At 26.0% G+C, this 24,401-nt stretch carries 22 protein-coding genes; 8 read left to right on the top strand and 14 right to left on the bottom strand.

Annotated features, from left to right (window positions below; all coding sequences use genetic code 11):
- The first annotated feature begins 6 nt into the window (after nucleotides 1–6).
- Both HA148_RS06980 and HA148_RS06975 read left to right on the top strand, forming a co-directional pair.
- Nucleotides 7–930 carry a hypothetical protein gene (locus HA148_RS06980; protein ID WP_209131416.1) on the top strand — a complete coding sequence of 308 codons (924 nt, stop codon included), beginning with the start codon at nucleotides 7–9 and terminating at the stop codon, nucleotides 928–930.
- Nucleotides 931–1,014: 84 nt separating this feature from the next.
- Entirely contained in the window at nucleotides 1,015–2,529 is a 1,515-nt protein-coding gene (locus HA148_RS06975; protein ID WP_209131414.1) for a hypothetical protein, read from the top strand.
- 4 nt (nucleotides 2,530–2,533) lie between these two features.
- On the opposite strand, the gene HA148_RS06970 is transcribed toward HA148_RS06975, so the two are convergent.
- The 9 genes from HA148_RS06970 to HA148_RS06930 form a co-directional block, all read right to left on the bottom strand.
- Nucleotides 2,534–4,300, bottom strand: coding sequence for an asparagine synthetase B family protein (locus HA148_RS06970; RefSeq protein WP_209131412.1), 1,767 nt, complete (start codon nucleotides 4,298–4,300; stop codon nucleotides 2,534–2,536).
- Between the two features lie 17 nt (nucleotides 4,301–4,317).
- Nucleotides 4,318–6,063, bottom strand: coding sequence for an asparagine synthetase B family protein (locus tag HA148_RS06965; protein WP_209131410.1), 1,746 nt, complete (start codon nucleotides 6,061–6,063; stop codon nucleotides 4,318–4,320).
- Nucleotides 6,048–6,749: a cytidylyltransferase domain-containing protein gene (locus HA148_RS06960; protein WP_209131408.1), complete on the bottom strand. Its 702-nt coding sequence runs from the start codon at nucleotides 6,747–6,749 to the stop codon at nucleotides 6,048–6,050. Before HA148_RS06960 ends, HA148_RS06965 begins: the two co-directional genes overlap by 16 nt.
- Entirely contained in the window at nucleotides 6,746–7,636 is an 891-nt protein-coding gene (locus HA148_RS06955; RefSeq protein WP_209131406.1) for a class I SAM-dependent methyltransferase, read from the bottom strand. The genes HA148_RS06960 and HA148_RS06955 overlap by 4 nt, the downstream gene beginning before the upstream one ends.
- 21 nt (nucleotides 7,637–7,657) lie before the next feature.
- Complete coding sequence (locus HA148_RS06950) at nucleotides 7,658–8,374, bottom strand: methyltransferase domain-containing protein (RefSeq protein ID WP_209131404.1); 717 nt, start codon at nucleotides 8,372–8,374, stop codon at nucleotides 7,658–7,660.
- Nucleotides 8,375–8,445: 71 nt separating this feature from the next.
- The gene (locus HA148_RS06945; protein WP_209131402.1) at nucleotides 8,446–10,239 is read right to left on the bottom strand and encodes an ABC transporter ATP-binding protein; all 1,794 of its coding nucleotides are present in this window, start codon (nucleotides 10,237–10,239) and stop codon (nucleotides 8,446–8,448) included.
- Between the two features lie 76 nt (nucleotides 10,240–10,315).
- Nucleotides 10,316–11,416, bottom strand: a complete 1,101-nt coding sequence (locus tag HA148_RS06940; RefSeq protein WP_209131400.1) for a hypothetical protein — start codon at nucleotides 11,414–11,416, stop codon at nucleotides 10,316–10,318.
- Nucleotides 11,413–12,258: a sugar transferase gene (locus HA148_RS06935; RefSeq protein ID WP_209131398.1), complete on the bottom strand. Its 846-nt coding sequence runs from the start codon at nucleotides 12,256–12,258 to the stop codon at nucleotides 11,413–11,415. The genes HA148_RS06940 and HA148_RS06935 overlap by 4 nt, the downstream gene beginning before the upstream one ends.
- Before the next feature lie 506 nt (nucleotides 12,259–12,764).
- Entirely contained in the window at nucleotides 12,765–13,583 is an 819-nt protein-coding gene (locus tag HA148_RS06930; protein ID WP_209131396.1) for a glycosyltransferase family 2 protein, read from the bottom strand.
- Between the two features lie 18 nt (nucleotides 13,584–13,601).
- Between HA148_RS06930 and HA148_RS06925 the strand changes: the two genes are divergently transcribed.
- Together HA148_RS06925 and HA148_RS06920 are read left to right on the top strand one after the other, a co-directional pair.
- Complete coding sequence (locus tag HA148_RS06925) at nucleotides 13,602–14,672, top strand: glycosyltransferase (RefSeq protein WP_209131394.1); 1,071 nt, start codon at nucleotides 13,602–13,604, stop codon at nucleotides 14,670–14,672.
- On the top strand, nucleotides 14,665–15,243 hold the full coding sequence (locus HA148_RS06920) for a class I SAM-dependent methyltransferase (protein ID WP_209131392.1): 579 nt from the start codon (nucleotides 14,665–14,667) through the stop codon (nucleotides 15,241–15,243). The genes HA148_RS06925 and HA148_RS06920 overlap by 8 nt, the downstream gene beginning before the upstream one ends.
- A 14-nt stretch (nucleotides 15,244–15,257) precedes the next feature.
- Here HA148_RS06920 and HA148_RS06915 read toward each other — a convergent pair whose 3' ends face one another.
- Nucleotides 15,258–15,818, bottom strand: coding sequence for a hypothetical protein (locus HA148_RS06915; RefSeq protein ID WP_209131390.1), 561 nt, complete (start codon nucleotides 15,816–15,818; stop codon nucleotides 15,258–15,260).
- A gap of 778 nt (nucleotides 15,819–16,596) precedes the next feature.
- On the opposite strand from HA148_RS06915, the gene HA148_RS06910 reads away from it, so the two are divergent.
- Genes HA148_RS06910 through HA148_RS06895 form a run of 4 tightly spaced genes read left to right on the top strand, consistent with a single transcriptional unit; the run spans nucleotide 16,597 to nucleotide 21,031 of the window.
- Nucleotides 16,597–17,949: a nucleotide sugar dehydrogenase gene (locus tag HA148_RS06910; RefSeq protein WP_209131388.1), complete on the top strand. Its 1,353-nt coding sequence runs from the start codon at nucleotides 16,597–16,599 to the stop codon at nucleotides 17,947–17,949.
- A 3-nt stretch (nucleotides 17,950–17,952) separates the two neighbouring features.
- The gene (locus tag HA148_RS06905) at nucleotides 17,953–18,960 is read left to right on the top strand and encodes an N-acetylneuraminate synthase family protein (protein WP_209131385.1); all 1,008 of its coding nucleotides are present in this window, start codon (nucleotides 17,953–17,955) and stop codon (nucleotides 18,958–18,960) included.
- A complete protein-coding gene (neuC, locus tag HA148_RS06900) occupies nucleotides 18,957–20,111 on the top strand; it encodes a UDP-N-acetylglucosamine 2-epimerase (protein ID WP_209131383.1) in 1,155 nt (384 codons plus the stop codon). The genes HA148_RS06905 and neuC overlap by 4 nt, the downstream gene beginning before the upstream one ends.
- On the top strand, nucleotides 20,108–21,031 hold the full coding sequence (locus HA148_RS06895) for an NAD(P)-dependent oxidoreductase (protein ID WP_209131381.1): 924 nt from the start codon (nucleotides 20,108–20,110) through the stop codon (nucleotides 21,029–21,031). The genes neuC and HA148_RS06895 overlap by 4 nt, the downstream gene beginning before the upstream one ends.
- 41 nt (nucleotides 21,032–21,072) lie before the next feature.
- Here the strand turns inward: HA148_RS06895 and HA148_RS06890 are convergent, their stop codons facing one another.
- Genes HA148_RS06890 through rfbC form a run of 4 tightly spaced genes read right to left on the bottom strand, consistent with a single transcriptional unit; the run spans nucleotide 21,073 to nucleotide 24,390 of the window.
- Nucleotides 21,073–21,759 carry a hypothetical protein gene (locus HA148_RS06890; protein WP_209131379.1) on the bottom strand — a complete coding sequence of 229 codons (687 nt, stop codon included), beginning with the start codon at nucleotides 21,757–21,759 and terminating at the stop codon, nucleotides 21,073–21,075.
- A 5-nt stretch (nucleotides 21,760–21,764) separates the two neighbouring features.
- Entirely contained in the window at nucleotides 21,765–22,880 is a 1,116-nt protein-coding gene (rfbB, locus tag HA148_RS06885; RefSeq protein ID WP_209131377.1) for a dTDP-glucose 4,6-dehydratase, read from the bottom strand.
- 16 nt (nucleotides 22,881–22,896) lie between these two features.
- Entirely contained in the window at nucleotides 22,897–23,796 is a 900-nt protein-coding gene (gene rfbD, locus HA148_RS06880) for a dTDP-4-dehydrorhamnose reductase (RefSeq protein ID WP_209131375.1), read from the bottom strand.
- A gap of 6 nt (nucleotides 23,797–23,802) precedes the next feature.
- On the bottom strand, nucleotides 23,803–24,390 hold the full coding sequence (rfbC, locus tag HA148_RS06875; protein ID WP_209131373.1) for a dTDP-4-dehydrorhamnose 3,5-epimerase: 588 nt from the start codon (nucleotides 24,388–24,390) through the stop codon (nucleotides 23,803–23,805).
- Nucleotides 24,391–24,401: the final 11 nt, after the last annotated feature.

Raw genomic sequence — 24,401 nt, 5'->3', positions numbered from 1 at the left:
ATAGATATGTGTTCTTCATTTCATAATCTAAACGCAGATAAAAAAATATCTTTTTTAAGTAAATTAATTTGGTTGATTTTAAATTTTTTAAATAATAATCTTTTCCCAAAATATCCTCATGATTATAAATTCTTAAAAATAAAAAATTTTGAGCCTCAAATTAATAAAAAAGATTGGGAAATAATGAGTAAAAGTAATACTCCTTCTAGGATGCTTGGAGATATTTTCTGGTTAAAACTTAGTTGGAAAATATTAAAAAATGAAGTTGGTCCCATAAACATTTTTGATACTGGGTGTGGAGATGGTAAATACGCAATAATGTTGAAAAATTTTTCTAATGGATACGAAAACTATACAGGAGTTGATTCATTTTATAATTTAAATTGGAATAAAATTTCTAGAGATAAATCTATAAATCTCAAAAAACTAAATTCTAATTCTATAGAAAAAATTATTCCCAAAAAAACAAATTTATTTATTACTCAATCAGCAATAGAACATTTTGAAAATGATTTATATTTTTTTGAGCAGATATCTAATTTTATTATTAAAACAAAAAAAAATATTGTTCAAATTCATCTATTTCCTTCTCCGCCTAGTTTATGGCTTTATCTAACGCATGGAGTAAGACAATATAATATGCGAAATATTAAGAAAATTATTGATATTTTTGAGGGTACTAATTCTTATGCAAGACTTTTCCCTATTGGAGGAAGATTTAGTAATAAATTACATTTTGATAAAATTACCAAAGAAGAACTATTTTTAGGGAAAAAAAATAATAATAGTTATAGATTTGTCTCCCAAAAAAAATATTTTAATGAATCAAAAAATGCTATTTTAAAAGACATAAAATATAGTAATATTAATTCAGCATGTTTTTATGCTCTCATAATACATTCAAATTACAGAAATATTATTTTTAATTGAAAATATATTTTCTTCAATTAAAAAACTAAATTCATATTTATTAATTTATATGGGGTAAATTTAACCGAGTTTTTTTACTAAAAAATGAAAAGAAAATTATTTATAGTAGCTAAGGAAGTAACTATCCCAATAGCAGCTGCAGTATATGATGTTATTTTAAAAGAAGAAAATAAATTCAAACCAGAAATCTTATTAATAACTCCTGTTGAAGAAATTATATCTAATAGTTTAATAAAGAAATACTTTAAAGGCAGAAGATATATATCTTGCTGGAGATCTGTTAGAAATATTATTGAGAAAAATAATTCTATTAATGAATTAAAAAAATTTGATCCAAATACCTTTAAATTGATTCTTAATGAACTTTGTGCTGAACCAAATCAATTATTTGACTTAAATAGAAGAATTCAAAATAAAAATAATTCACCAGAGTTACAAAAATTTGTTTTATGTTCTCAAGCAATATACTTTCACAATATTTTAGAAAATAATAAAGAATCCTTAATTATTGATTTCGATGTTTATGATGTCAGTAGAACTATTCTTTTAAGCGTATCTAATTTTTATGGAATTGAATACCGTTCTGTTATAAGAAGTCGCTTTGATAATTATTATTTGAGAACAAATGAGTTAGGTAAAAATTTAGCAAATAAAATGTATAGTCTAAAAATTGAAAATGAATATTTTTCGCAGGCAAAGAATGAATTAAAGAAATTTAGATCGAGTAAAGATATTACATCTGAGGTAGAAAAAACAGTTTTAATTCCAAAATTTTCTTTAAAAGCTTCTTTTTCATTATTAAAATCAATTTTAATTTATTTATATTTGATGATATATAGAGTTTTTATTGGAAACTTAAAATTTTATAAATATCCTTTAACTAAAAAATATAAGAAATACATTATTGGAAATACAGTTCCTTCTCACATAAATAATATTTTAGTTTTAATAAGAAACTTATTTAGGATATGGGAGCCATTTAAAGCCCTAGATGCATTACCTATTAATTATATTTATTTCCCAATGCCAAATACCGTTGAGAATTCAGAAACGAGATTTAATGGGAATATCTTATCTGAAAGATTAGTAATAGATTTATTTAGACCAAGTATTGGATTAATCCCAATGATTTGTAAAGATCATAGATCAATGATTCAAGATAGGACTACAGACTTCATCAGAGAAACATCCATGATAAATAACATAATTTATTTATCAGAATGGACTCATAAATGGAATATTGTTAACCCACTAAATTTACTAAAAAATTCGCTTCTTAATATAACAATAGCTGGCACTGCTGGTCTTGAGTCTGCGATGTTAGGAAAATCTACTTTAATATTGGGCAATCCAATTTATGGAGAATTCTTTAAAGTATCTGGTTTTAATTTATTTAATATGGAAGAAATCTCTGAGGCTCTTAAAAACGATAATTTTATCAGTGAAAATTTTGTTGTTGATGAAAAAATTATTATCCACTATTTAGCCGCAACTATAAGTTTAGGAAAGAAAATTAATTTATTTTTTTTAATAAAAGATCCATTTAATAAAAAATATAAAAATGAAATAATTAAATTAACAAATTTTTTAATTAAATAATTTTTTAATTATCTAAAAAAGTTCTAGCCCAAATTTCTAGAGACATCCACTGCCATATATAAAATGAATTTTCTTTGCTTGAGTTTAAATATAAATTATATTCCTCTTTTATGACTTCAGGTTTGATCCATCCTCTACTATAAAACGAATCTGAAAAAATATAATTCTTTAGCATATCTCTGAATTCTTTCGCTAACCACTCATTTTGTGGACTTTGAACATATCTCTTTGGAGCATAAGCAACCATTGGTAACCCTTTTTTTGCTAATAAATCTCTAATTGGTAATTTCGTTCCTTTATCTGATATTAATAAGTTCGATTCAATGGACATACCAAGGTGGATAATTTTATGGGAAAGAAAGGGAGATCGAAGTTCTAATGAAAATCTACTTGAAGAATGATCTGTGAATCTTGTAGTTCTAGGAATCTTATAATGTGCTATATCATTCATACTCATTAACCTTGCGTGGTCTACCCCATCTAATTCATCAATGCTGCTATTAATTAAATTTCCTTTTTTTAATAGATTTGTATTAATTGCATTTGGACGAATTCCTCTATGATCGGTTGGACCAGAAGATCCAATAATTGAATTTTTCCAAAAATTATTAGTAAAGTTCTTACTTGCATATCGTGGATAACCTAGAAAAGCTTCATCCAGTCCAGTTCCATCAAAAATTACCTTACAATTTTGTTTATTAGCATTTATATAAAGTGGAGTATATCCAGGAACAGTTACCCCTCCAAATGGTTGACCTTGATATATAAAAGTGCTTTTTAAGTCTTCTAAAATAAAATCTGGTTCTATCAAATGGTAAATAGGTTTTATATTTAATTTTTTAGAATATTCTTCTATCCATTTTTTTTCGCTATATGGAATTTTATAATCTTGGTTCTGAACTAAAATATTTTTTTTGAAACTAAAAATCTCGTTTATTAATAATGATGAATCTACTCCTCCAGAAGCATTTATACAACATTCTACCTCATCAGGAAGATAATCTAATATAACTCTAGATATTGTCTCATCAATTTCCTCCAACAAGGAATTATAGCTTTCCCTATTTCTTATATTTGTAAATTCCTTGATATCATACCAATTTTCATTCCTAATTCGTTTTGTTTCTAAATCAAATTCAATTATGGAACCAGGATTGACTGAATATATATCTTTAAAAAAAGTATTGTTTGAATGATCATAAAGACCTGTATATAAATAGGTTAAAATAGCATCTGAATTGGGGGCAATAGATTCATGGATATCTATTATTGGTTTAATATGACTTCCAAAAATAATATTATTATTTTGAATGCAATAATAAAGTGGTTTAATTCCATATCTATCTCTTATTAGTTGAACTTTCCCTAATTCCTCGAATACAATGGCGATTGAAAACATTCCATCAAGCCATTCTAGACATCGCAAACCATAAATTTCTATTAATTTCGCTAACACAAGAGTATCCGACTCAAGAATTTCTTTTTCGAAATTAAATTTATTAAGCCATTGATTTGCTAGTTCCTTGAAGTTAAAAATTTCCCCATTGAACATGAGGTAAAAATTTTTATCTTTGGAATAATACGGTTGATTTGCTTTTTTATTATCAACCCCCACAATAGAAAGTCTGTGGAATCCTATAAAAAATTTTTCTAAATTAAAGAATTTACTCTGATCTGGCCCTCTATGCTTAAGCCATTCAAAAGAAGAGAAAATTAAATTATGTTTTTGCTCCTTATATTTTTTTCCACCAATTCCTAAAAACCCACACATAGTTTCGCGATGTTAAATCAATTAAGTAAGAAAAAACATGTTAGCATTCTAAACCAATTGTCTGTATTTTCAGGATTATTTTTTGTCATATCATTCTGATATAGATCTGATATTCTTGAAATTTTGGATATATTTAATTCTTTGTAGAAGGATGAGTTAATAAAACTTTTAATTGCATTTTGAGCTTTAACTGAATAAACTAAATTTCTTGTATCGGCGGGTCTTGGATATTTTCTTTGTAAATTTATTATGTGGGCAGGTAAATCTTTATAAGCTTGCCTAAGTTGAAATTTATTTTTACCTTTTAAGTATAAAGAATTGATATCTTGAAATTTAGACCTAAAAACAATTCTTTGATCAAGAAAAGGAACTCTTGTCTCAATTTGATTTTTTAAACTGACAACATCTTCGGTTGAAAGCCAATAAGGCATGGGGTGCATATAAAGTCTGAAATTCATATATTCATATAAATTTTTTGGTTCTAAGGGCAATTTATTACTTTTATAAGTAAATAAGTTTATCCAATTATTTGAAAGTTTAAATACTTTGCATTTTTCTTCAATAGAAGATAAGACTTCCTCTAAATTAAGTTTATTTTTGGCATTAAGAAAATCTTGAAATTCATTTAAATTAACTTTTGAAAAATTATCTTTTAAAAAATAATAAAATCCTTGTACATATCCACCAAAAATTTCATCAGCTCCATCTCCTGTAAAGAAAACTTTGGAACCTAGTTCATTTGCTCTTTTTCTAAGAAAAGATTGATAAACAGGTTGGCTAGATCTCATAGGGATCCCAAGCTTTTGGATAATATCATTACATTCATTAAAAACATCATCTGAATCTACTTTAATAAATTCATGATTTATTTTTAGGTCTTTTATAGTTTGCTTAATATAGTTATATTCTGGAGCAGAGTCTTGCAATTCCAATGATAAAGCACTGAAGTTTTTGTTTTTTTTAGCAATAGTATAAGCTAATATATTGCTATCTAAACCTCCGCTTAATGCAATGGAAAAATCAACTTCTTCAGGTATTTGATTTTCAATAACTGAATCTAAAACCGTTCTTATATCATTAAATTTAATATTTCTTTCTTCAAATTTATTTTCTTCTATTTTTAATGGGGAGTCTTTTTTTAAAGTATATGTAAAACCTGGTTTCGCGCATGAGATATCTTTATATAAAGGGACGTTGATTTGATCAAGAAAACCATATACTATAAATGTTTTTAAAGATTCTTTACTGAAATCATTAATTTTTAAATCCTTTAATTGAACTAAAGCAGGTAAAGACGATGAAAGACTAATATTTTTATTTTTTAATACAAAATATAGTGGCTTTATTCCATATTCATCTCTACCCCAAAAGATATTTGATTCCTTATCTTCAATGACATATGCCCACATACCAATTGCTTTCTTGAAGAATATTTTGGGACCAAATGTTATGAAGCCTTTTAAGAAAACTTCTACATCTGATTTACCAGTAAATTTAATGCCATATTTATTTATTAATTCATCTTTTAAGTCTTTATAGTTATAAAGCTCTCCATTAAAGACAATAGAAATATCTTGCCATATATAAGGTTGGTTTGAATAATTCGATACGTCTACAATTGGTAATCTGCTAAATACAAAGTGAGAGTATCTTGATGTTTTTATTAAAGGTTTGATTGACCCTCTATATGAAATATGATTTTCTGATATTTCTTTTAATGTATTGATTGAAAAATTTTTACTAGTAACTATAAAACCACACATTTCTCATTCTTAGCTAATTTTTTTGCAATTTCAAAATCAATAGGTTCATCAATGTTGCAAAATCTATTACTAGATTCTTCAAGACCTATAGGATTTTGACCAATGAAAGAATTATTTAATTTGAGATTTTTAATAGAAGTGATATAGAAAGTTCCAGATATTACAAAAAAGCTTTCTCTTTTATTATTATCGACATTATCACTATTATGATTCATTATTGGGACAAAATTAATATCATTTTGTAATCTTCCTATTTTGGTTGGATGAAAGAATGTACATTTTAATAATGAGACTGCTGAACTTGCTTCTGGGTTATTTTCATATATTTCTAAGAGATTTCTAAAATAATTAATACTTCTAAAGGGAGAAGTTGGTTGGAGTAGTACTATATGTAAATCTTCATCAATATTTTTTGAAGATAAAAAATCTAAAACGGTCTCTAACATACTTGTATCATCTCGAGAATATTCTTTAGGTCTAAAATAAACAATGGCAGATTCTTTTTTTGATATCTCGGCGGCTTTTGAAGAGTCTGTTAATACAAATATATTTTCAGATGAAATAAAATTCTTAGCAAAATCAATACTATGTACTAATAAAGGTTTTGAATTGAGTGTCTTAATATTTTTATTTGGAATGCGTTTAGAACCAGCTCTTGCAGGTATTAAATATATATATTTATTCATCTTTTAAAACCTTGTAAAAAATGACATCTTGATAAGTTAGTAGAACAATTAAAGAAACAATCATTTCTTGATAAAACTTTCAAAAAAATTAAAATTAAATTATAGGTATTTACAAGAATCTTTTCCAAAAATTTATTTAAAGGTCTAATTGTAGGGAAAGGATTTGATTCAATAGCTAAAACTTCTTTATAACCACATTTCTCTAGTTTATTTTTATAGAAATTCTTATTTTTAAATGATCTATATACATCATCAGTTTTAGATAAGGTTTTTCTATCTAAATGTTTTAAATTAAGTTCTTTTTTTTCTCTACGATTAATTTTCACAAGAATTCTGTTTAAAGGTGAAAAGAAATCTTGAATAGATTTTTTTTCTGGTACTATCATCGCTACAAATAGACCATTTTTATTCATTAAGTTAAAGTGAATTTTGAAACAATTATCTATATCTTCAATATGTTCTAATACGCCAAGGCTGATAATTATATCAAATTTTTTTGATTCTAAATTTGAATCTTTGAGAATTTTTTCAGGTTCAAAAATATCGCCTTTTATAAAACGTGCATTTGAACTGTATTTACTTGCGTTGTTTTTTGCAATTTGAATACTTTCAGAACTGAAGTCTACACCAATAACTTTCAAATTAAGTTTCTTTTCAAGAAAAATACTTGCTGTTCCTCTTCCACAACCAAGTTCAAGAAGATTTAATTTTTTGATATCTTTTGATTTAAAGTTTTTTTTGATAATACTGTATATAAATTCACAATATTTTTTATAGAAAAATTTAACTTGAGTATCTGGATATCCAAAACAAATAATATCATCGTCACCACTTTTAAGTGCATTCAGCCATCTTTTTTGATAAGTTTCTAAAAATTTCCCTTTCAAATCGTATGAATTAATTATTATTTACTTTATAGCGAGAAAGCCCTCAAAGCAAATATACTTTTGAATTGTCTCAATATCAATAAAGCCCGATCTTTTAAGAATATCTATATTGCCTTGCCTAGAAAATGGTTCTAAAACTGATTTTAACGACTGTTGCTTACTTATTATATTTTCAGCACTATATCCTTTTTTTAACTTGTAATCAAGATAACAAGAACTTAATATATCCTGAAATCTTGCATCTGATCCTCTCACTTTTTCAAACATAATGAATGCACCGCCCCATTTTAGACTTTTATAAATTTTATTAATTAATAATTGCCTTTGGCTAGGATGAATAAATTGTATTGAATAATAAGCAATAATTAGATTTGCTGATTCATTTTCAATTTCATAAGAATTTATATCTTCACAAATAAATTGTATTGATTTTTGATTGTTTTTAAGATTTGCTTCTGCAATCATATCCTCTTCTATATCAATTGCCAGAATAGAATTATTTTTGTTTTTAAGATGATTTGCTAATTTACCTGTTAATACTCCAGTGCTACAACCAATCTGAATAATTTTTCCTTCATTAGGAACAAAAAAATCAGATAATTGGCATATTAATTCATGACCTTCTTTATATAGAGGTACAGATTTTTCTACATGTTTATCGAAGGACTTTACCATTTCACCATTAAATGCCCACATGCCTGTCCTAGCCTCTATGTTATCCCCAGTATCACCTTTCATAATAAAAAATACTATTAATTATATTATTGAATTATTTCTTTTACAAGTAAATACTATAGCGCTTGAACATTTCATATTAATCCCTTTGAAAATAGATCATTAAATTCATTCTTGTTAAAAATAGTTTGTATTAAGCCTTTATCTAATTTTATTACTTTATCACAATTTTTTAATGTATTTAATCTATGAGCTACCATTATTATCGTTAAATTTTTGCGAAAATTATTTATGTTTTTAATTATTTTTGATTCTGTTTTAAAGTCTAGTGCTGATGTCGCTTCATCAAAGATTAAAACTTCTGAATTTCTGTATAATGCACGAGCAATTCCTAACCTTTGTCTTTGACCTCCGCTAAGAATAGAACCTCTTTCTCCAATGAGAGTTTCAATATTTTTTTCTTTGGAAGCTATAAAATTTTTTAACATTGCAATTTCTAAGACTTCATTAAAGTAATCTTTTTGAAATTCTTTTTTTAAAGAGGTGCAAGTAATATTATTCTTAATAGAGGAATCAAATAGATAAATTTCTTGAGGCACATGTGAAATAGATTTCTGCCAAGTTTCTAAAAACTTTTCACTTGAAAATATATCTTTACCATTTACAAAAATGTTACCTTTATTTGGGATTAAAAGACCCATAATTAAGTCTATTAATGTTGATTTACCGCTACCTGTTGATCCAATAATTCCAATTGTTTCTCCTTTTTTTATTTTGATATTTTTGATATCTAAAATATTTTTCTCATTTTTGCTGTAACGATATTGAAGATTTTTAATTTCGATAAAATTATTATCGTGATTTTTAAAAGGAAGTTTTTGTTTTTTATAAATATTTCTTTTGATTGGTAAATTTAGAACTTCTAAAACGGCTTTTAATCCTGCCTCTCTTGATTTAATGAATGCCCAATTATTATAAATTTGCTGTATTGGTGAAATTACTTTTAAAGAACCAAATGCTAAAACTCCAAGTATGGGTGCAAAGTTTTTATTCCCTGAATCATCTAATAATAAATAACAAGTAATTGCTGAAATGATGATTATTCCAATTGATTCAATAAGATATTTTGTGAAAAGTCCTAAGAATCTGTTTTGAGCCTCTCTATTTCTTAATTTTTTTTCAATCAAAGAAAAATCTTCTAAGAAATTCTTTTGATTTGAATATAAAATTATATCCTTGATATTTCCAAAAGATTCCTGTAGTTTTTTAATTAACATCTTATTTGAAAAGGTTATTAGCCTACTATTTCTAAGAAGGGAATTATTAACAAAATATCCAGTAAAAAAGTAAAAAACTAATACAAAAAATATTGAGTATATTGTTAATCTGAAGCTTAATAATAATAAAGTTGCAAAAACTGCAAACAATAATAAAAAAGCAGAAATCACTCTTAAGGTACAGAATATTACAGTTTGAGTTTCTCTTATTTCGTTTATTATTGTTGAAGAAAAATAACTACTGTTTTTTTTAGAAAAATTTATATAAGACTGACTTATAACTTTTTTAAAGCATTCTTTGCTGATATCTGAGGTGATTAAGGCAGTAAGATGCTCTGTGAACCAAATTTTAAATATATTTATTAAACCTGAAAAAGCACTTGATGATCCAAGTATTATTGTTAACGGTAAAATAAAGTAATTTGGATTATTAATATTAAAGAATAAGTTAAGTGAATATACATATTGGTTATCTATTAATGTGTTCGGATCTGATAAGGCTTGAATAAAAGGAAAAATTAATGCGACTGTTAGGCTTTCTAATATCGCAGATAATAAAGTACAAAATATTAAAAAAGTAAATTGTCTTTTTCTTTTTTTAGAAATGTGAAACCATATTTCTAGAATAAGATTTAATGATATTGCCTGCAATTGATTTAAATCACTTTATATAGAATCAATATAACTAATAATTTATGCAAGAATACATAAATTTTTAAATTATGAATTAATCAGTATTTATATTTTCATTTTTTATATATAAAAATAAGGTTCTTATCACATGATTTGGTGAAAAGTTTTCCATATAGTTTTCCCTAATAAATTTAGATAATTTATTTCTTAATTCTAAGTCTTGCAGTCTTTTTGCAGCATAATAAAGTTGATAATTATTTTCAATAAATAGAAAAGATGGATATCCTTTATATTCCTTCAAAACATCTTCTATTGGAGATGTAATGAATGGGATAGAAAGAGAAGATAAAAGATGATTTCTTCCGCTATTACAAGAAAATTTTTCGCTTTTTGTAACATCATTTGGTTGTGATATAAAAGGGTTAATTCTATTTTTTATCTGCCCCTCGTAATTGGTTCTAATTGTTTGATGCGGAACTATTGCAAATACAACGTTTTTTAATTGATTATTTAGGATATCAATGTCCATTGAAGGGTTCCCCCATAATATTCTGTCTTTTCCTATTTTCTTTTCTATTTTTTTTCTTGAAACTGCTCCGAAGCTTATTATTTTTAGTTTATATTTTTTGAATTGTTTTTTGTTTAGTAAATATTTAATCCCATCTATCCATTCAATAAGATGAGTTATTTCTCCAATAAAAGCTATTTCAGGCTGCTCAATAGAACTAATTTGTAAATTTTTTTTGCTTATAATTTTACTATTGTAAGTTAGTGGTAAATATAAAGTTTTCCAATTATCAGACATAAAATGTCGCTCCAACCTACTGTTATCACATATAAAAGTAGTATCTAAATCTCTTAATATTTTAGGAAAGTGAAAATCCCTTTCAGATTTAAAAAATCGATTAAATAGGCTTTTAAAAATATCTAAATTATTTTTGTAAGTAAGTCTTATATCAATTTCTTTGTGTGGCTTAACTATTATTATCTTTATGCCTTTCCTCTTAATAATTGAGTTAACTTCTGAATTGGTTAAGAATCTTAGTTGCTTCTGCGTGTGAGGAATAATTATAATGTCAGCATTTTTAAAATTTCTTGTAAACGTTACTTTGTATTTTTTTATTAAAGGTAATTGTCTCTCAAAAAAAATAGATTGGCTAGGGGTATTTTTATCATAGTTGAAGAAAATTTTCATTTTGTATTGGGATTGGCCCCTGATGCTGTTAGAACCCTCCTTACTGTTTTTAATATAATCAATAAATCAAGTAGAAAGGATTGGTTCTTTATATAAAATAGGTCGTAGCTCAACTTTTCCTTAGAATCATATGTAGATGAACCGTATGGATAGTTTACTTGTGCCCAGCCACTTATTCCAGGTAATACTTTATATCTAAGGTCGTATAGATGAATTTTTTCTTTTAAAAATTCATCAATTTCTGGCCTCTCTGGCCTAGGACCAACAAGACTCATTTCACCCTTTAAAACAAGTAATAATTGCGGTATTTCATCTATTCTTAGTAATCTAATATATTTCCCAATTTTGGTTACTCTGATATCATCTTTTTTTGCCCAAGTTGGACCATTGATTTCTGCAGTTTTTAACATGCTTCTGAATTTCGGAAGTTTTATAATTTTATTATCGATACCATGTCTTTTTTGGATATAAAAAATAGGGAAACCATCTTCTATAAAAATCAAAAAAATGGTTAATATTACTATTGGGAAAGTAGATAAAAGTAAAAATATGCTTATAAAAATATCAAAAGTTCTTTTGAGCTGAAAAGATCTATTTTTTGTAGACCTTAAAATTGCAGAAACCTCTATTTCATCTTTTAATAAATATTCAGATGGAATTTTTTCAAGTTTTGCAGCGCACCATTCTGTTTTTGTGAGTATTGGTATATTGTATTTGTTTATATCAATTAAAGAATAAACTTTATTTAAGTTTTTAATATTTGAATCTGGAATTAGAATATATGAATATTTAGAAAATTCTTTTATTTCAGGAGAATAAATTTCAAAAAAATTATTTTTCAAATCATTCACTTTACATAAACTTTTTAGTTCTTCAAGTTCGCTTGAGTTGCCAAAATATAAGTAAATTAATTTATCATAGATAATTTTATTAAATAATAGTTCTTTAAAAAATTGTATAATTAGGCTAAGAAATGAAACTAGGATAAGTTCTTGCAGAGGAAATTCAAAAAAATCTATTTGATCAATTTTTAAATAATTTAATAGGTTTAAGCATAGTAAATTTAGAATTATAATAATACAGCAAACTATAAAAGTTTTTTTCAGATAGTTTAAAAATTCTAATGAGTTTAGAGATATTTTTCTCCTAATATATCTCCCAACAACATAACTAAATAAGCACCAAACAATTGGTTGAAATATGTTGTTCCAAAAATAAATTTTCGATATAAAATTATTAAAAAAACTGAAGACAAAATAAATTATTAAGATGTCAATTACTATTGAGATTATTACTGGCAACCTTTTGATAAACCAATTATTCTGAATATGTAATAAATTAAATCTGCTCATATAATTTTTAGCCCCCATTTTAAAGAGTAGAATATGAATGATCGAATCGCATGGATTTTTAAAAATAAATATTTTTTACTACCTTTTTCCCAAAGATGCTCTACTTTAACAAGTGGATAATGAATACATTTACCAAATTTGTTAAAACTTCTTGTTAAGTCCGCATCTTCTAAATACATAAAATATCTTGAGTCCATCCAGTTATTTATATCAAGATATTTTCTTCTACAAAGCATGAAAGAGCCAGACAAATAAGTACTCTCTACTGGTTTATTTTTATAAGCTGATTCACGCATTTCATACCAATGATTATATTTTTTGAAAAAGTTTAAAATTTTGGGATTAGAAAAACCTCTAAGAAACTGAATAAATAGAGTAGGATTTCTTTTACATAAATATTGAATTTTTTCTGAACCTTCATCGCAAATTAATGGTTGTATCATATGAACATCAGTATCTTTTTCCATAAAAGAAATTAGTCTTGATAATACATTTTCAGAAGTTTGTTTTGCAAAAATTATATCTGGATTTATTATTAGATGATATTTTAAATATTTGAGATAATCTCGACTTATATTATGACCTTTAGCATATCCATAATTTGATTTATTATGGACATAAATTACTTTAGGGATTGATTTGAATTGGGCTACAAATTTTGAATCTAAACTATTGTCAGAGATGAAAATATTTTGAACTAAATAATTTTCACTCAATTCTATTAAGAGATTTTTAAGTACATTTATTTTTTTTATTAATTTAGCTGTTCTTTCTGTGTAAAATGTGACTATACTTACCGATATTTGCGCATTCATATTTTTTCTAATGTGAGTATGAAGCAACTTTATGTGATCCTACCATCTCCTAACGCAACAGGTCCTATAAAAGGGGCTTTCGCAGTTATTAATAAATTAACTCAGGAATTTGACATAACAGTTGTTTTTTTAAAGTCAGGTATAGGAATTAATACATTTGTTGATAAGAAAATAAAAGTTTTAAATTTAAATGAATATGGAACCTTTTTTAGAAAATATATTTTTCTAAAGAATTATCTAAAAAATAAAAAAACTTCTCAAAAATTAATAATTTTTTCAATGTGTTTTTCAGGGGATTTGATGAATGTATTACTAAATTTTGGTGGGAAATATTTATCTTTTACTTCTGTTAGAGGGAATTTGCTGATGAATTATTTTTATAGTTATGGGATTATGGGCATTTTTCTAGCTTGTTTTCATTTATTTATACAAAGATTTACTAGTTATCCATTATCTTTAAATCATTCAATTTCAAAGCAAATTAGTTTTTTCTCTGGTAAAGAATCTATAATAATTCCTAATTGTGTTGATGAAGAATTTCTTGAGAAGTTTAGAAAGACAATAGAGCATAAAGATTCTCCTCTAACTTTTGTATTCATTGGAGATTTAAGTGTTCGAAAAAATCCAATATTATTAATAAATCAATTTTCAAAACTTAAATATAATAAAGTTTTCCTGCACATAATTGGCGATGGTCCACTCTTTAATAAAGTCAAAGAAAAGATAATTAAATTGGGAATATCTGATAAAACTTTAATTCATGGAAAATTAAGCGAACCCTATGAAATTCTTCAAAAAGCTGATGTTTTTGTCTTGCCATCATATTCAGAGGGTACCTCCCGAGCAATGCTCGAAGCTCTATTCTTTGGTATTCCATGTTTAGTTAGAGATGTTGATTGCAACAAGCAAATTTTTAATGAAGAAAAATTTATTGGTGATCTTTTTGAGAAAGATGATGAGTTGTATTCCAAAATGCTATCAACTGCCTTAAGATCTAGGAAAATAAAAAATAAACAATCTTTGCTACCAAAAAGATTTACCCAAACTAATGTTGTAGAGAAATTCAAAGAAATCTTTAATTATGAATGATTTTGAATACCACAAGTATCTTTTAACAAGATCTTTAATAGGTAAAACTTATAGAAATTTCTATCTTTACCCACGTATAAATAAATATACAAAGGGGAAAATATTAGATGTTGGGTGCGGGATCGGAGATTACCTTTCATTCAACAAAAATGCAATTGGAACAGATATTAATAAATACAATATTGATTATTTAAGAAATAAAAAGATGCATGTTATCTTAATGGAAAAAGATAAATTACCATTTAACAATAATAAATTTGATTCAATTCTTTTAGATAATGTTATCGAACATATCATTTCCCCTGAAAAGTTAATTAGTGAATTAGTAAGGGTATCAAAGAATAATGCTTATCTAATTGTTGGAGTTCCAGGTTTGAAAGGCTATAAGAGAGATCCTGATCATAAAGTTTTTTATACAAGAGATAATTTAAATAATTTATTCAAAAACTATGGTTATGCTTCGACAAAAACTCTTTATTTTCCTTTTAGATTTCCATTCTTATCTGCAAATTTAAGTTCTTATTCAATTTTTTGCGTATACAAGCTGAATAAAAATCCAAATACTATTTAAATCAGTTATTCAAATTAATTTAATTTTAGGGTTGTATAAAGTGATAGAACAAAAACCATTAAAGATGCTAATTTTAAATTTGATAGTTTAAGTTGGTTTATGGGCATATTAAATAAAACATAAAATATAAGAGGATAAATTATAGTCTTCATTCTCCCAAGAGAGTAGAAATCACTAAAATATTCAATAACTGATATGAAAATAATTATTGTGCTTAGGGAGTTAATATTTTTGAAAACCATCTCTCTTTTTTTATTTAAAAAAGAAACTAAGTTTGAAAAAGGTAATGTATTAGTCATTATTAGGATTGGTAATAAAAATAATATTGGTAAAATAAATCCTATACTAGATTTTTCATAAGGACTAACTCCTAAATCTCCTGGAACTAAGTACCCACCACTAAATTGTTTAGGAGCTAAATTATTAACTAGGAATATAAAAATTGGCTCATAATAGTTTGCAAAAATATAAACTAGGATTAGAAAAACTGATAGAAATAGACATTTTGATTCTATATTTGATTTGAAATTATAATTTATAAATTTAATTCGTTTTATAAAAGACCTATTAAACATAATTAAATTTATTATTAAAAAAGAAGGTATATTTGCTAAGTGAATTGATACGCCTAAGCAATTTAATGTAAAATTTTTAATTGTAAATATTTTTTTGGGAAATTTAGTTTTTGATATTATGTAGAATAAAAAGATAAATAATGCGCAACTCCAATACTGTCTAATATGATAAGTATAAAGTTTAGATAGTAATATTATTAAATAATTTAGAATAATAAATACATAATGATCAAACTTTTTTTTTTCTAAATTATCTTTAGTTTTTTTTTCTTTTAATATACTAAAAAAAACATTTATAAGAAGTAATCCTGAGATTAATTGCATTATAAAATTTAATAGATATATATTTGGTATTAATTTAAATAATATATTTAGAAATAAATATCTTGGGTCAGAGAAATTATTATCCTCTTGCCAAACTAACCATAAATCTTCAAATTTAATTACAAAAGGTATTAAACACGTTAAGAAAAGAAAAGACGAAGAAAAAAAATATATTTTGAAATTATCTTTTACTTTAAAAAATAGTATTAAAGGACTAATGTTAGTTAAAAAATATAAAATTAAAAAACTAGAATCAATATATGACATAACATTTTAAATATATCAAATAAATTAGTTTTAGATCTTAAGTCAATTTAAGAAAATTGGCATAAAGTTTCTAAAATAAATTTTTATTCTGTTAAGAAGGGTAACAAGTTATCATTGATAATTATTCTATTATTATTTTAATCATTTAAATTATAAGATTAAGAATAATTTATACGTGGAATATTCTTTGAAAAATAAATCTTTTAATCTACCTAATTTGGATAAAGATATAAATATTGCTGTCATAGGGTTAGGCTATGTAGGATTACCTTTAGCATTGTTAATTGATAAAAGAATTTCCAAATCTAGAATAATTGGTTTTGATATTCAAAAAGAAAGAATTGATCAATTAAATAATAAAATAGACAAAACGGGTTTAGTAAAAGAAAAAGAGATTAATAATTTTTTCAAGAAGTCTTTTTTTACTTATTACGAAAATGAACTCGAAAAATGTTCTATCTTTATTGTGTGCGTTCCTACCCCTGTCGATGAACATAAAGTACCTAATTTAAATCCATTAAAAAATGCTAGTGAAATAATTTCTAAAGCAATAAAACGATCAGAAATAAAGGGAATCAATCAAAATATTAGAAAAGTTATTATATATGAATCTACGGTTTATCCAGGAGTTACAGAGGAAATATGTGGCTCATTACTAGAAAAAAAATTAAATTGCAAAATTGGTGAAAAGTTTTCTCTTGGATATAGTCCAGAGAGAGTTAGCCCAAGTTTGGATAATCAAATTTCTTTGGAATCAATAGTTAAATTAACAAGCGGTAGTGATGAAGAGACTAGGAAATTGGTAGATAAATTCTATTCCTTAATTCTTAATTCGAAAACATTTTCTACTTCTTCAATCAAAATTGCTGAGGCTGCAAAAGTAGTTGAGAATATTCAAAGAGATATAAATATTGCATTAATGAATGAATTATCGTTGATTTTTAGAAATATGGAATTAGATACATATGACGTAATTGAGGCAGCCTCTACAAAATGGAATTTTATTCCATTTAATCCTGGCTTGGTGGGAGGACATTGTATTGGAGTTGACCCCTACTATCTTGCATATGCCGCTGAAAAATATAATGTACATACTGAATTGATTAAAAGTGGAAGAAGAATTAATGATAATATGGCGGGTTGGATTGCAAGAACAGTTTCGAAAATCTTTAATGCAAATTCAAAAAGTATTTCAATGAATTCAGTTTTAATTGTTGGAGCTTGCTTCAAGAGAGACTGTCCAGATTTACGAAATAGCCAATCAATAATTTTAGCAAAATTACTTGAAAAATACGGATTTGAAGTTGAAGTTATTGATTACTTAGCTAGTGCATTTGATTTGACTTCTCATAAAGGAATATGTATTAATTCAAAACCTCAAAAACCAAATGGTTATGGAATTATAATTTGTACAGTCGCACATAAGAAATATACTGAATGGGAAGAAAAAGATTGGGTAAATTTAAAAGTAAATGAACAATCCTTAATTTTTGATATTGAGAATGTAGTCCCAAGAAATCTCAATCCTATTAGGTTTTAAATAATGGACTCAATTAGAGTTATTCCTGAAATTGCCCAAGCCCATGATGGAAGCCTTGGGATGGCTTATTCTTATGTAAAAGCTCTTAAAGATGCAGGTGCAAAAGAAATAAAATTTCAGATGCATTTTGCTGATGAAGAGTCTACAAAGAAAGATAGGTTTAGAAAAAATATATTTCCTCAAGATATTGATAGATATTCTTATTGGAAAAGAATAGAGTTTTCTAATAAAGAGTGGGCAGAACTAATTAATTACTGTAGACAGTTAAAAATCAATCCTATTGTTAGTCCTTTTTCATATAAAGCTATAGATCTCTGTGAAAAGCTTGATATTAAAACATTAAAAATTGGTTCAGGAGAATTGAATAATGAACCACTTTTAATATATGCGTCTCAAAGATGTGACGAAATTGTTCTATCAACTGGAATGTCTACTTGGAATGAAATAGATAAATCAATAAAAATTTTAAAAAAAAATATTGATAACATTTATGTACTTCAATGTACAAGTAAATATCCAACAAATCTTTCCGAAATAGGGATAGAAAATATAGTTACAATTGTTAATCGATATGGAGTTAAGTCAGGATTATCCGATCATTCTGGCAAATTATCTCCTAGTCTTGCCGCGGCAGCATGTGAATCAACTTCTATGCTTGAAACACATGTAATTTTTAATAAATCATGCTTTGGACCAGACGCAAGTTCTTCTATACTTATCAGCGAATTTGCGATGTTAAAAAACTTTGTTGAAGAAATACAATTAATAACTAATTCTAAAGTAGATAAAAGTTTTGTTTCGCCAGAAATTAATAATATGAAAAATCTTTTTGGTAGGAGTATGGTAGCTTCAGTAGATATTTTGAAAGGAACTAAGATTGAAAAAAACATGATTAAATATAAAAAACCAGGAGGGGGTTTAACTTTTGCAGATGAGGACAAAATAATAGGAAAATTATCTAAAAGAGATATTTTGTTCGATGAGTTAATAAATGAGGATGATTTTAAATGAAATATAAACTGCTAATTAATCTTGTAGATAGAGCAAATTATGGCAGACTTTTCCCTCTAATATTAGAAGGCTATCAAGATGAAAGATTTGAAATTTATACCTGTTTTTCAGGGACTACTTTATTAGAAGAATATGGAATTATTGTTGATAAAGTATCTATAGATGGAATTAAGGTTGACTATAAAGTTAATACTGAAGTAAAGAGTAGAAATCATTCAGCAATGTTAGATACAATTTCAAATACTATTAATAAGATGAAAAAATTATATGAAAAAGTTAATCCAGATGCAATATTATTAATTGGAGATCGGTATGAGGCACTAGGATGTGCAATCGCTGCTTCTTATGCTAATAGGTTCTTAGTTCATATCCAAGGAGGAGAACAGTCTTCATCAATAGACGAAACTACTAGACATTTAATTACCAAGATGGCACATTTTCATTTCCCCTCTACTGATAAGGCGGCTAAAATCATAAATCTATTGGGAGAATATAAGGAAAATATAGTAAATTCTGGCTGTCCTGTAGGCGATTATATCCTTTCTAATAATTCAAATTTAGATTCTCTACAAGAAATAATTGATGAAAATAATAAAAAAATAAGTCTAGATATTTTGAAAAAAGGTTATTTATTAATTTGCGTACATCCAATTACTACTGGAATTGAAGACTCAAAAATTTTAATTAAAAATCTTTTAAAAGTTTTAGAAAATTATCAAGGTACTATCTTATGGATAAGGCCCAATGCAGATCCTGGTTCAAATGAGATATTAGATTCAAATAGAGAAATAAAACATATTAGATTTATAACTAATATTATGCCAAGAGACTTTCAATCTTTACTAAAAAATTCGCAAGTCGCACTAGGGAATTCTTCTTCATTTGTAAGAGACTCAAGCTTTAGTGGAACACCAGTAGTATTAATTGGAGAAAGACAAAAAAATAGAGAAGTCTCTAAAAATGTAATCTTAGTTAATTCTTTTGATTATGAATCTATTAAAGATGCTTTTGATGTCCAATTGAAGAAAGGAAAATATCCATCATCAAGAATTTATGGGAATGGAAAAGCATCAAAAATTATATTAGATTCAATAGCAAATAAATTAACAAATAAAATTAATCTTCAAAAGCAGTTGTCTTACAAAATATGAGCAATCCAAATATATTTTTTCTAGAGAATGATTCTTATTCAAAATCTGTCCAAAAAAAAATAAAATTAAATTTTCTTATTCAAGAACAAATTGATGAAAAAACAGAAATTATTGTTTGTAGATTAGCTCATTACTTAGGCATCAATCTATTGAAAAAAGCAAAATCATTAAAATATATAGTTTCTCCTACAACTGGCCTAGGACATATAGATTTAGAATATTGTAAAACTAAAAAAATACAAGTTTTATCTTTGAGAGATACTTTAGATGAAATAGCAAATATAAGATCAACAAGTGAATTAACTTTATTTTTAATAATAGGATTGATACGTAATGTTTTTTTAGCTGAATCATCTTGGGAAAATATTGGACCAAAAGATAGAATGAAATTTAGAGGAAGAGAATTGAGTAAAATGAAAGTAGGTATAGTAGGTCTTGGAAGAATAGGAAATCATCTAAGGGAATATTTGGAAAGTTTTAAAGCAAAAGTTTTTTTTTATGATATTAAGAATAACTTTTTTGATAATAATTCCTTTTGTGAATCACTTGAAGAATTGATTATTAATTCAGACATTATTTCTATAAATGCTGATTTAAATCATACAAGTTCCAAACTTTTTTCAAAAAAAGAATTTGATTTGATGAAAAATAAATTTCTAATTAATACTGCTAGAGCAGAAATTATAGAAAAAAGATATTTAATAGAATCTCTTAAAAATAATTCTTTAAAAGGTTATGCTACTGATGTTTATTGGGAAGAACAAGAATTAAGTAATTATGATAAGACGCTGGCAGACTTAAAAAAACAAGGTAAAAATATTATACTTACGCCTCATATTGGAGGATGTACAATTGATGCGATGGAAGCTACAGAGAAAATAATTTTTACATTACTAGACAAAGTTTTGAAAAATTATTAGATTTTATTTTCAGAAATATAAAATTTTTTAATTTAAAAATTTTAATTTTGTTTAATATAATTTTTAATTATTTTTTTGCAATAAAATTCATCATCGAGTTTAGGAAAGTGATTATATAAATTTAAAATATTAATTTCCCATTCTTCTTCGTTAGAGTTAAAAAAAGAATATTCTATATCAGTTGAAATTTTTAATTCTTGCATCATCAAATTAATTATATTTTCTGCTTTTATTCCAAACTTAGGTCTAAAGTCTATTATTCTAGCTTTGTCACCAATTTCATTTAATATTTCAAATCCTTTAATTACATCTTCTGAGGATATTGGATACCTAATTTTTCCATAATGGATATTTATTTTTGATTTCAATAATATTTTATTTTTGAAGTAATTTAATAGAGCTGTCTCAGAATTTAGATTCCCAACAATTTGTGATATTCTAATTACTCTTGCGTAGGGGGTAGATAAAACAAGTGATTCACAATTCTTTTTATGCTTTAGATAATCTGTTTTATCATGTTTCTTATTTGAAAGATCTGAACTTGAAATATAGTAGAAGAGTTGATCTTGTTTTTTGATAAGCTCTTCCAATAATTTGATATCTCTTTTGTATTCCTTTTGAGAGGCATCAACTGAATTTGAAATTCCTTTTGCGTAAATATCAAATGAAAAATTGATACTACTATTTTTAAGTAAGTTTGCTACATATCCATTTCCAAATATCGTCATAAAATTTAATTGCCAATTCGCTCAAGCTGATATCCTGAATCTTTAATTTTTTTTTCACACCAATTTTGATTATTTATATACCAATCTATAGTTTTAAAAAGTGCTGTATCAAAATTGTGCTCAGGTATCCAACCAAGATTTTTTTTGATTAATGATGAATCAATAGAATATCTATAATCGTGACCTGGTCTATCAGCAACATAATCTATTTGTGTTAAATAAGAATTAGTTGGATTTAGTTTTAAATCTAAGTATTTACATATCTTTTTAACAATATCTATATTGGTTTTTTCTTCGCCTCCTCCAACACAATACGTTTCGCCAGCATTGCCAAATATGATTACTAAAAGTAATGCATCAATATGATCTTCAACAAATAACCAGTCTCTAATATTTAGTCCATCACCATATATGGGAATTTTTTCTTTCAAGATAGCTTTTCTTATTACTAAAGGAATAAGTTTTTCAGGAAATTGCCAAGGTCCAAAATTATTACTACAGTTTGTAATTATGATGGGAAGATTAAAGGTATGGTACCAAGATCTTACTAAATGATCACTTGACGCTTTAGTTGCCGAATATGGGCTCCTAGGATTATAGTTTGTTTCTTCATTAAATTTTCCTGAATCACCTAAAGTACCAAAAACTTCATCGGTGCTAATGTGATGAAAAATAAATTTATTTTTTTTTTCATTTTTCAAAGATGAATAATATTTTTTAACTGCCTCTAATAAATTATAAGTACCAATTACATTACTTTTAAGAAATAAATCAGCATTATCAATTGATCTATCTACATGGCTTTCTGCTGCTAAATGCATAATTATATCTGGCTTTATATTGCATATTATTTCTAATAATTCTTTTTGATTAAATAAATCTATCTTGTAAAAACTATACCTATTATTTTTATTTTTGCTATTTTTTAATAATTGATTGATTGATTGTAAGTCACTGCAATATGTTAATTTATCTAGATTGTAGATTTTAGCTTCACTTTTTTTTAATAATCTTCTAATTAAAGTCCCACCGATAAAACCTGCACCGCCAGTAATCAGTATTTTTTTATTCTCTAATAACTCAACTAGATTATTTTGGATTAATTTAAGATTCTTTTTCATACTATCTCTTTCAGATTTACATTTTAAATAATGGGTGTTTGATAATTTCCTTTAAAGCAACACGCCAATGCATTCCTTCTAAATTTAATATCTTCTTGGTGGTAGTACAATCTAACACCGAATAAGGAGGTCTTTTTGCCAGGCTATCATAGTTAGAGGAAGAGATAGGAATGACTTTTGCAGCTTTGGTAAATAAGCTATATTCTTCACCTAATTGTCCAAGTCTATATGCTATCTCATACCAACTGGTTACTCCTTCATCGCTCCAATGCATAATTTCTGGATAATTTTTTAAGTTTGGATCTAAAAAAGAATTTTGAATTAATGCCCAACAAACTTTTGCTAGATTAATAGTGCTAGTTGGCTTACCAAATTGATCTGAAACGACTGAAATCTCATCTTTGTTTTTATGAAGATTGAGGATCTTTAAAACAAAATTATTACCTATTGGTCCAGATAACCAACTTGTTCTAATAATAAAACACTTGTTTTTTATTCCTAAAATATTACTAATATATTTTTCACCAAGTGCTTTGGAATTCCCATAGATTCCTATAGGTGAGACTGGCTGATTAGTGGTATAGGGATGATTTTGTTCCCCATTAAAAACATAATCGGTACTTATATGTAAAAGACGTCCTTTTGTTTCTTCAAGCGCCTCAGCAATAGCCTTAGGACCTAATGCGTTTATTGAATAAGCAATTTCTTTTTCTTTTTCTGCCATGTCAACGTTTGTATAAGCAGCAGTATTAATAACCCAATCAGGTTTATATTTCTTTATAAATCGTTTACAATTTTCATGATTATTTAGGTTGAAATTTTGTCTATTATTGTAAATTAAATTTACATTTTCAGGCTTTGTTAATTTTATTATTTTTCCAAGCTGACCAGATTCTCCAGTAAGTAAAACTTTCATAAGAAATTAAATATCATTTTTAAATAATTTTTTAATGGAAATTTCATTTAGATTTTCAGCATTTTTGTCTTTATCAGACTGTATTGGCAAGTTCCCATTCAAGGGCCATTCAATATTAATAGAGTTGTCATCCCATTTTATAGTATGTTCATGATCTTTAGACCAATAATTTGTTGTCTTATAAAGTACTTCTGCGGTATCTGTGATAGTTAGAAAACCATGGGCAAATCCAGAGGGGATCCATAATTGACTTTTATTTTTGTCATTAAGATATTCCCCAGCCCATAATAAAAAGGTTTCTGAATTAATCCTTAAGTCAACGAAGACATCAAATATCTCGCCTTTGATGCACCTTACTAATTTACCTTGATCATATGGAGGCATTTGATAATGTAACCCTCTTAGTACATTTTTTTTGGATTTTGAATGGTTGTCTTGTACGAAAATAATATCTCTAATGATTTTTTGGTTAAATGCTCTCATATTCCAACTTTCCATGAAGTACCCTCTTTCATCCTCGTAAACATTTGGACTGATCAATAAGGGACCATTTATATTTACTCCTTTTTTAGTTTTACACTTTTGTACATCCATATAAAAATCAA

The organism is Prochlorococcus marinus XMU1405, assembly GCF_017696275.1.
GTDB classification, from domain to species: Bacteria; Cyanobacteriota; Cyanobacteriia; order PCC-6307; family Cyanobiaceae; genus Prochlorococcus_A; species Prochlorococcus_A marinus_AB.
This window is presented reverse-complemented; position numbering and strand designations above follow the sequence as displayed.

Excerpts from the sequence above, each read along its gene's own strand:
- HA148_RS06905 (WP_209131385.1), top strand. The coding sequence starts at position 17,953 with ATGGACTCAATTAGAGTTATTCCTGAAATTGCCCAAGCCCATGATGGA.
- rfbD (WP_209131375.1), bottom strand. The coding sequence starts at position 23,796 with ATGAAAGTTTTACTTACTGGAGAATCTGGTCAGCTTGGAAAAATAATA.
- rfbB (WP_209131377.1), bottom strand. The coding sequence starts at position 22,880 with ATGAAAAAGAATCTTAAATTAATCCAAAATAATCTAGTTGAGTTATTA.
- rfbC (WP_209131373.1), bottom strand. The coding sequence starts at position 24,390 with ATGGATGTACAAAAGTGTAAAACTAAAAAAGGAGTAAATATAAATGGT.
- HA148_RS06960 (WP_209131408.1), bottom strand. The coding sequence starts at position 6,749 with ATGAATAAATATATATATTTAATACCTGCAAGAGCTGGTTCTAAACGC.
- HA148_RS06890 (WP_209131379.1), bottom strand. The coding sequence starts at position 21,759 with ATGACGATATTTGGAAATGGATATGTAGCAAACTTACTTAAAAATAGT.
- HA148_RS06930 (WP_209131396.1), bottom strand. The coding sequence starts at position 13,583 with ATGAATGCGCAAATATCGGTAAGTATAGTCACATTTTACACAGAAAGA.
- HA148_RS06980 (WP_209131416.1), top strand. The coding sequence starts at position 7 with ATGTGTTCTTCATTTCATAATCTAAACGCAGATAAAAAAATATCTTTT.
- HA148_RS06975 (WP_209131414.1), top strand. The coding sequence starts at position 1,015 with ATGAAAAGAAAATTATTTATAGTAGCTAAGGAAGTAACTATCCCAATA.
- HA148_RS06970 (WP_209131412.1), bottom strand. The coding sequence starts at position 4,300 with ATGTGTGGGTTTTTAGGAATTGGTGGAAAAAAATATAAGGAGCAAAAA.
- HA148_RS06895 (WP_209131381.1), top strand. The coding sequence starts at position 20,108 with ATGAGCAATCCAAATATATTTTTTCTAGAGAATGATTCTTATTCAAAA.
- HA148_RS06925 (WP_209131394.1), top strand. The coding sequence starts at position 13,602 with ATGAAGCAACTTTATGTGATCCTACCATCTCCTAACGCAACAGGTCCT.
- neuC (WP_209131383.1), top strand. The coding sequence starts at position 18,957 with ATGAAATATAAACTGCTAATTAATCTTGTAGATAGAGCAAATTATGGC.
- HA148_RS06920 (WP_209131392.1), top strand. The coding sequence starts at position 14,665 with ATGAATGATTTTGAATACCACAAGTATCTTTTAACAAGATCTTTAATA.
- HA148_RS06940 (WP_209131400.1), bottom strand. The coding sequence starts at position 11,416 with ATGAAAATTTTCTTCAACTATGATAAAAATACCCCTAGCCAATCTATT.
- HA148_RS06965 (WP_209131410.1), bottom strand. The coding sequence starts at position 6,063 with ATGTGTGGTTTTATAGTTACTAGTAAAAATTTTTCAATCAATACATTA.
- HA148_RS06915 (WP_209131390.1), bottom strand. The coding sequence starts at position 15,818 with ATGTTTAATAGGTCTTTTATAAAACGAATTAAATTTATAAATTATAAT.
- HA148_RS06950 (WP_209131404.1), bottom strand. The coding sequence starts at position 8,374 with ATGAAAGGTGATACTGGGGATAACATAGAGGCTAGGACAGGCATGTGG.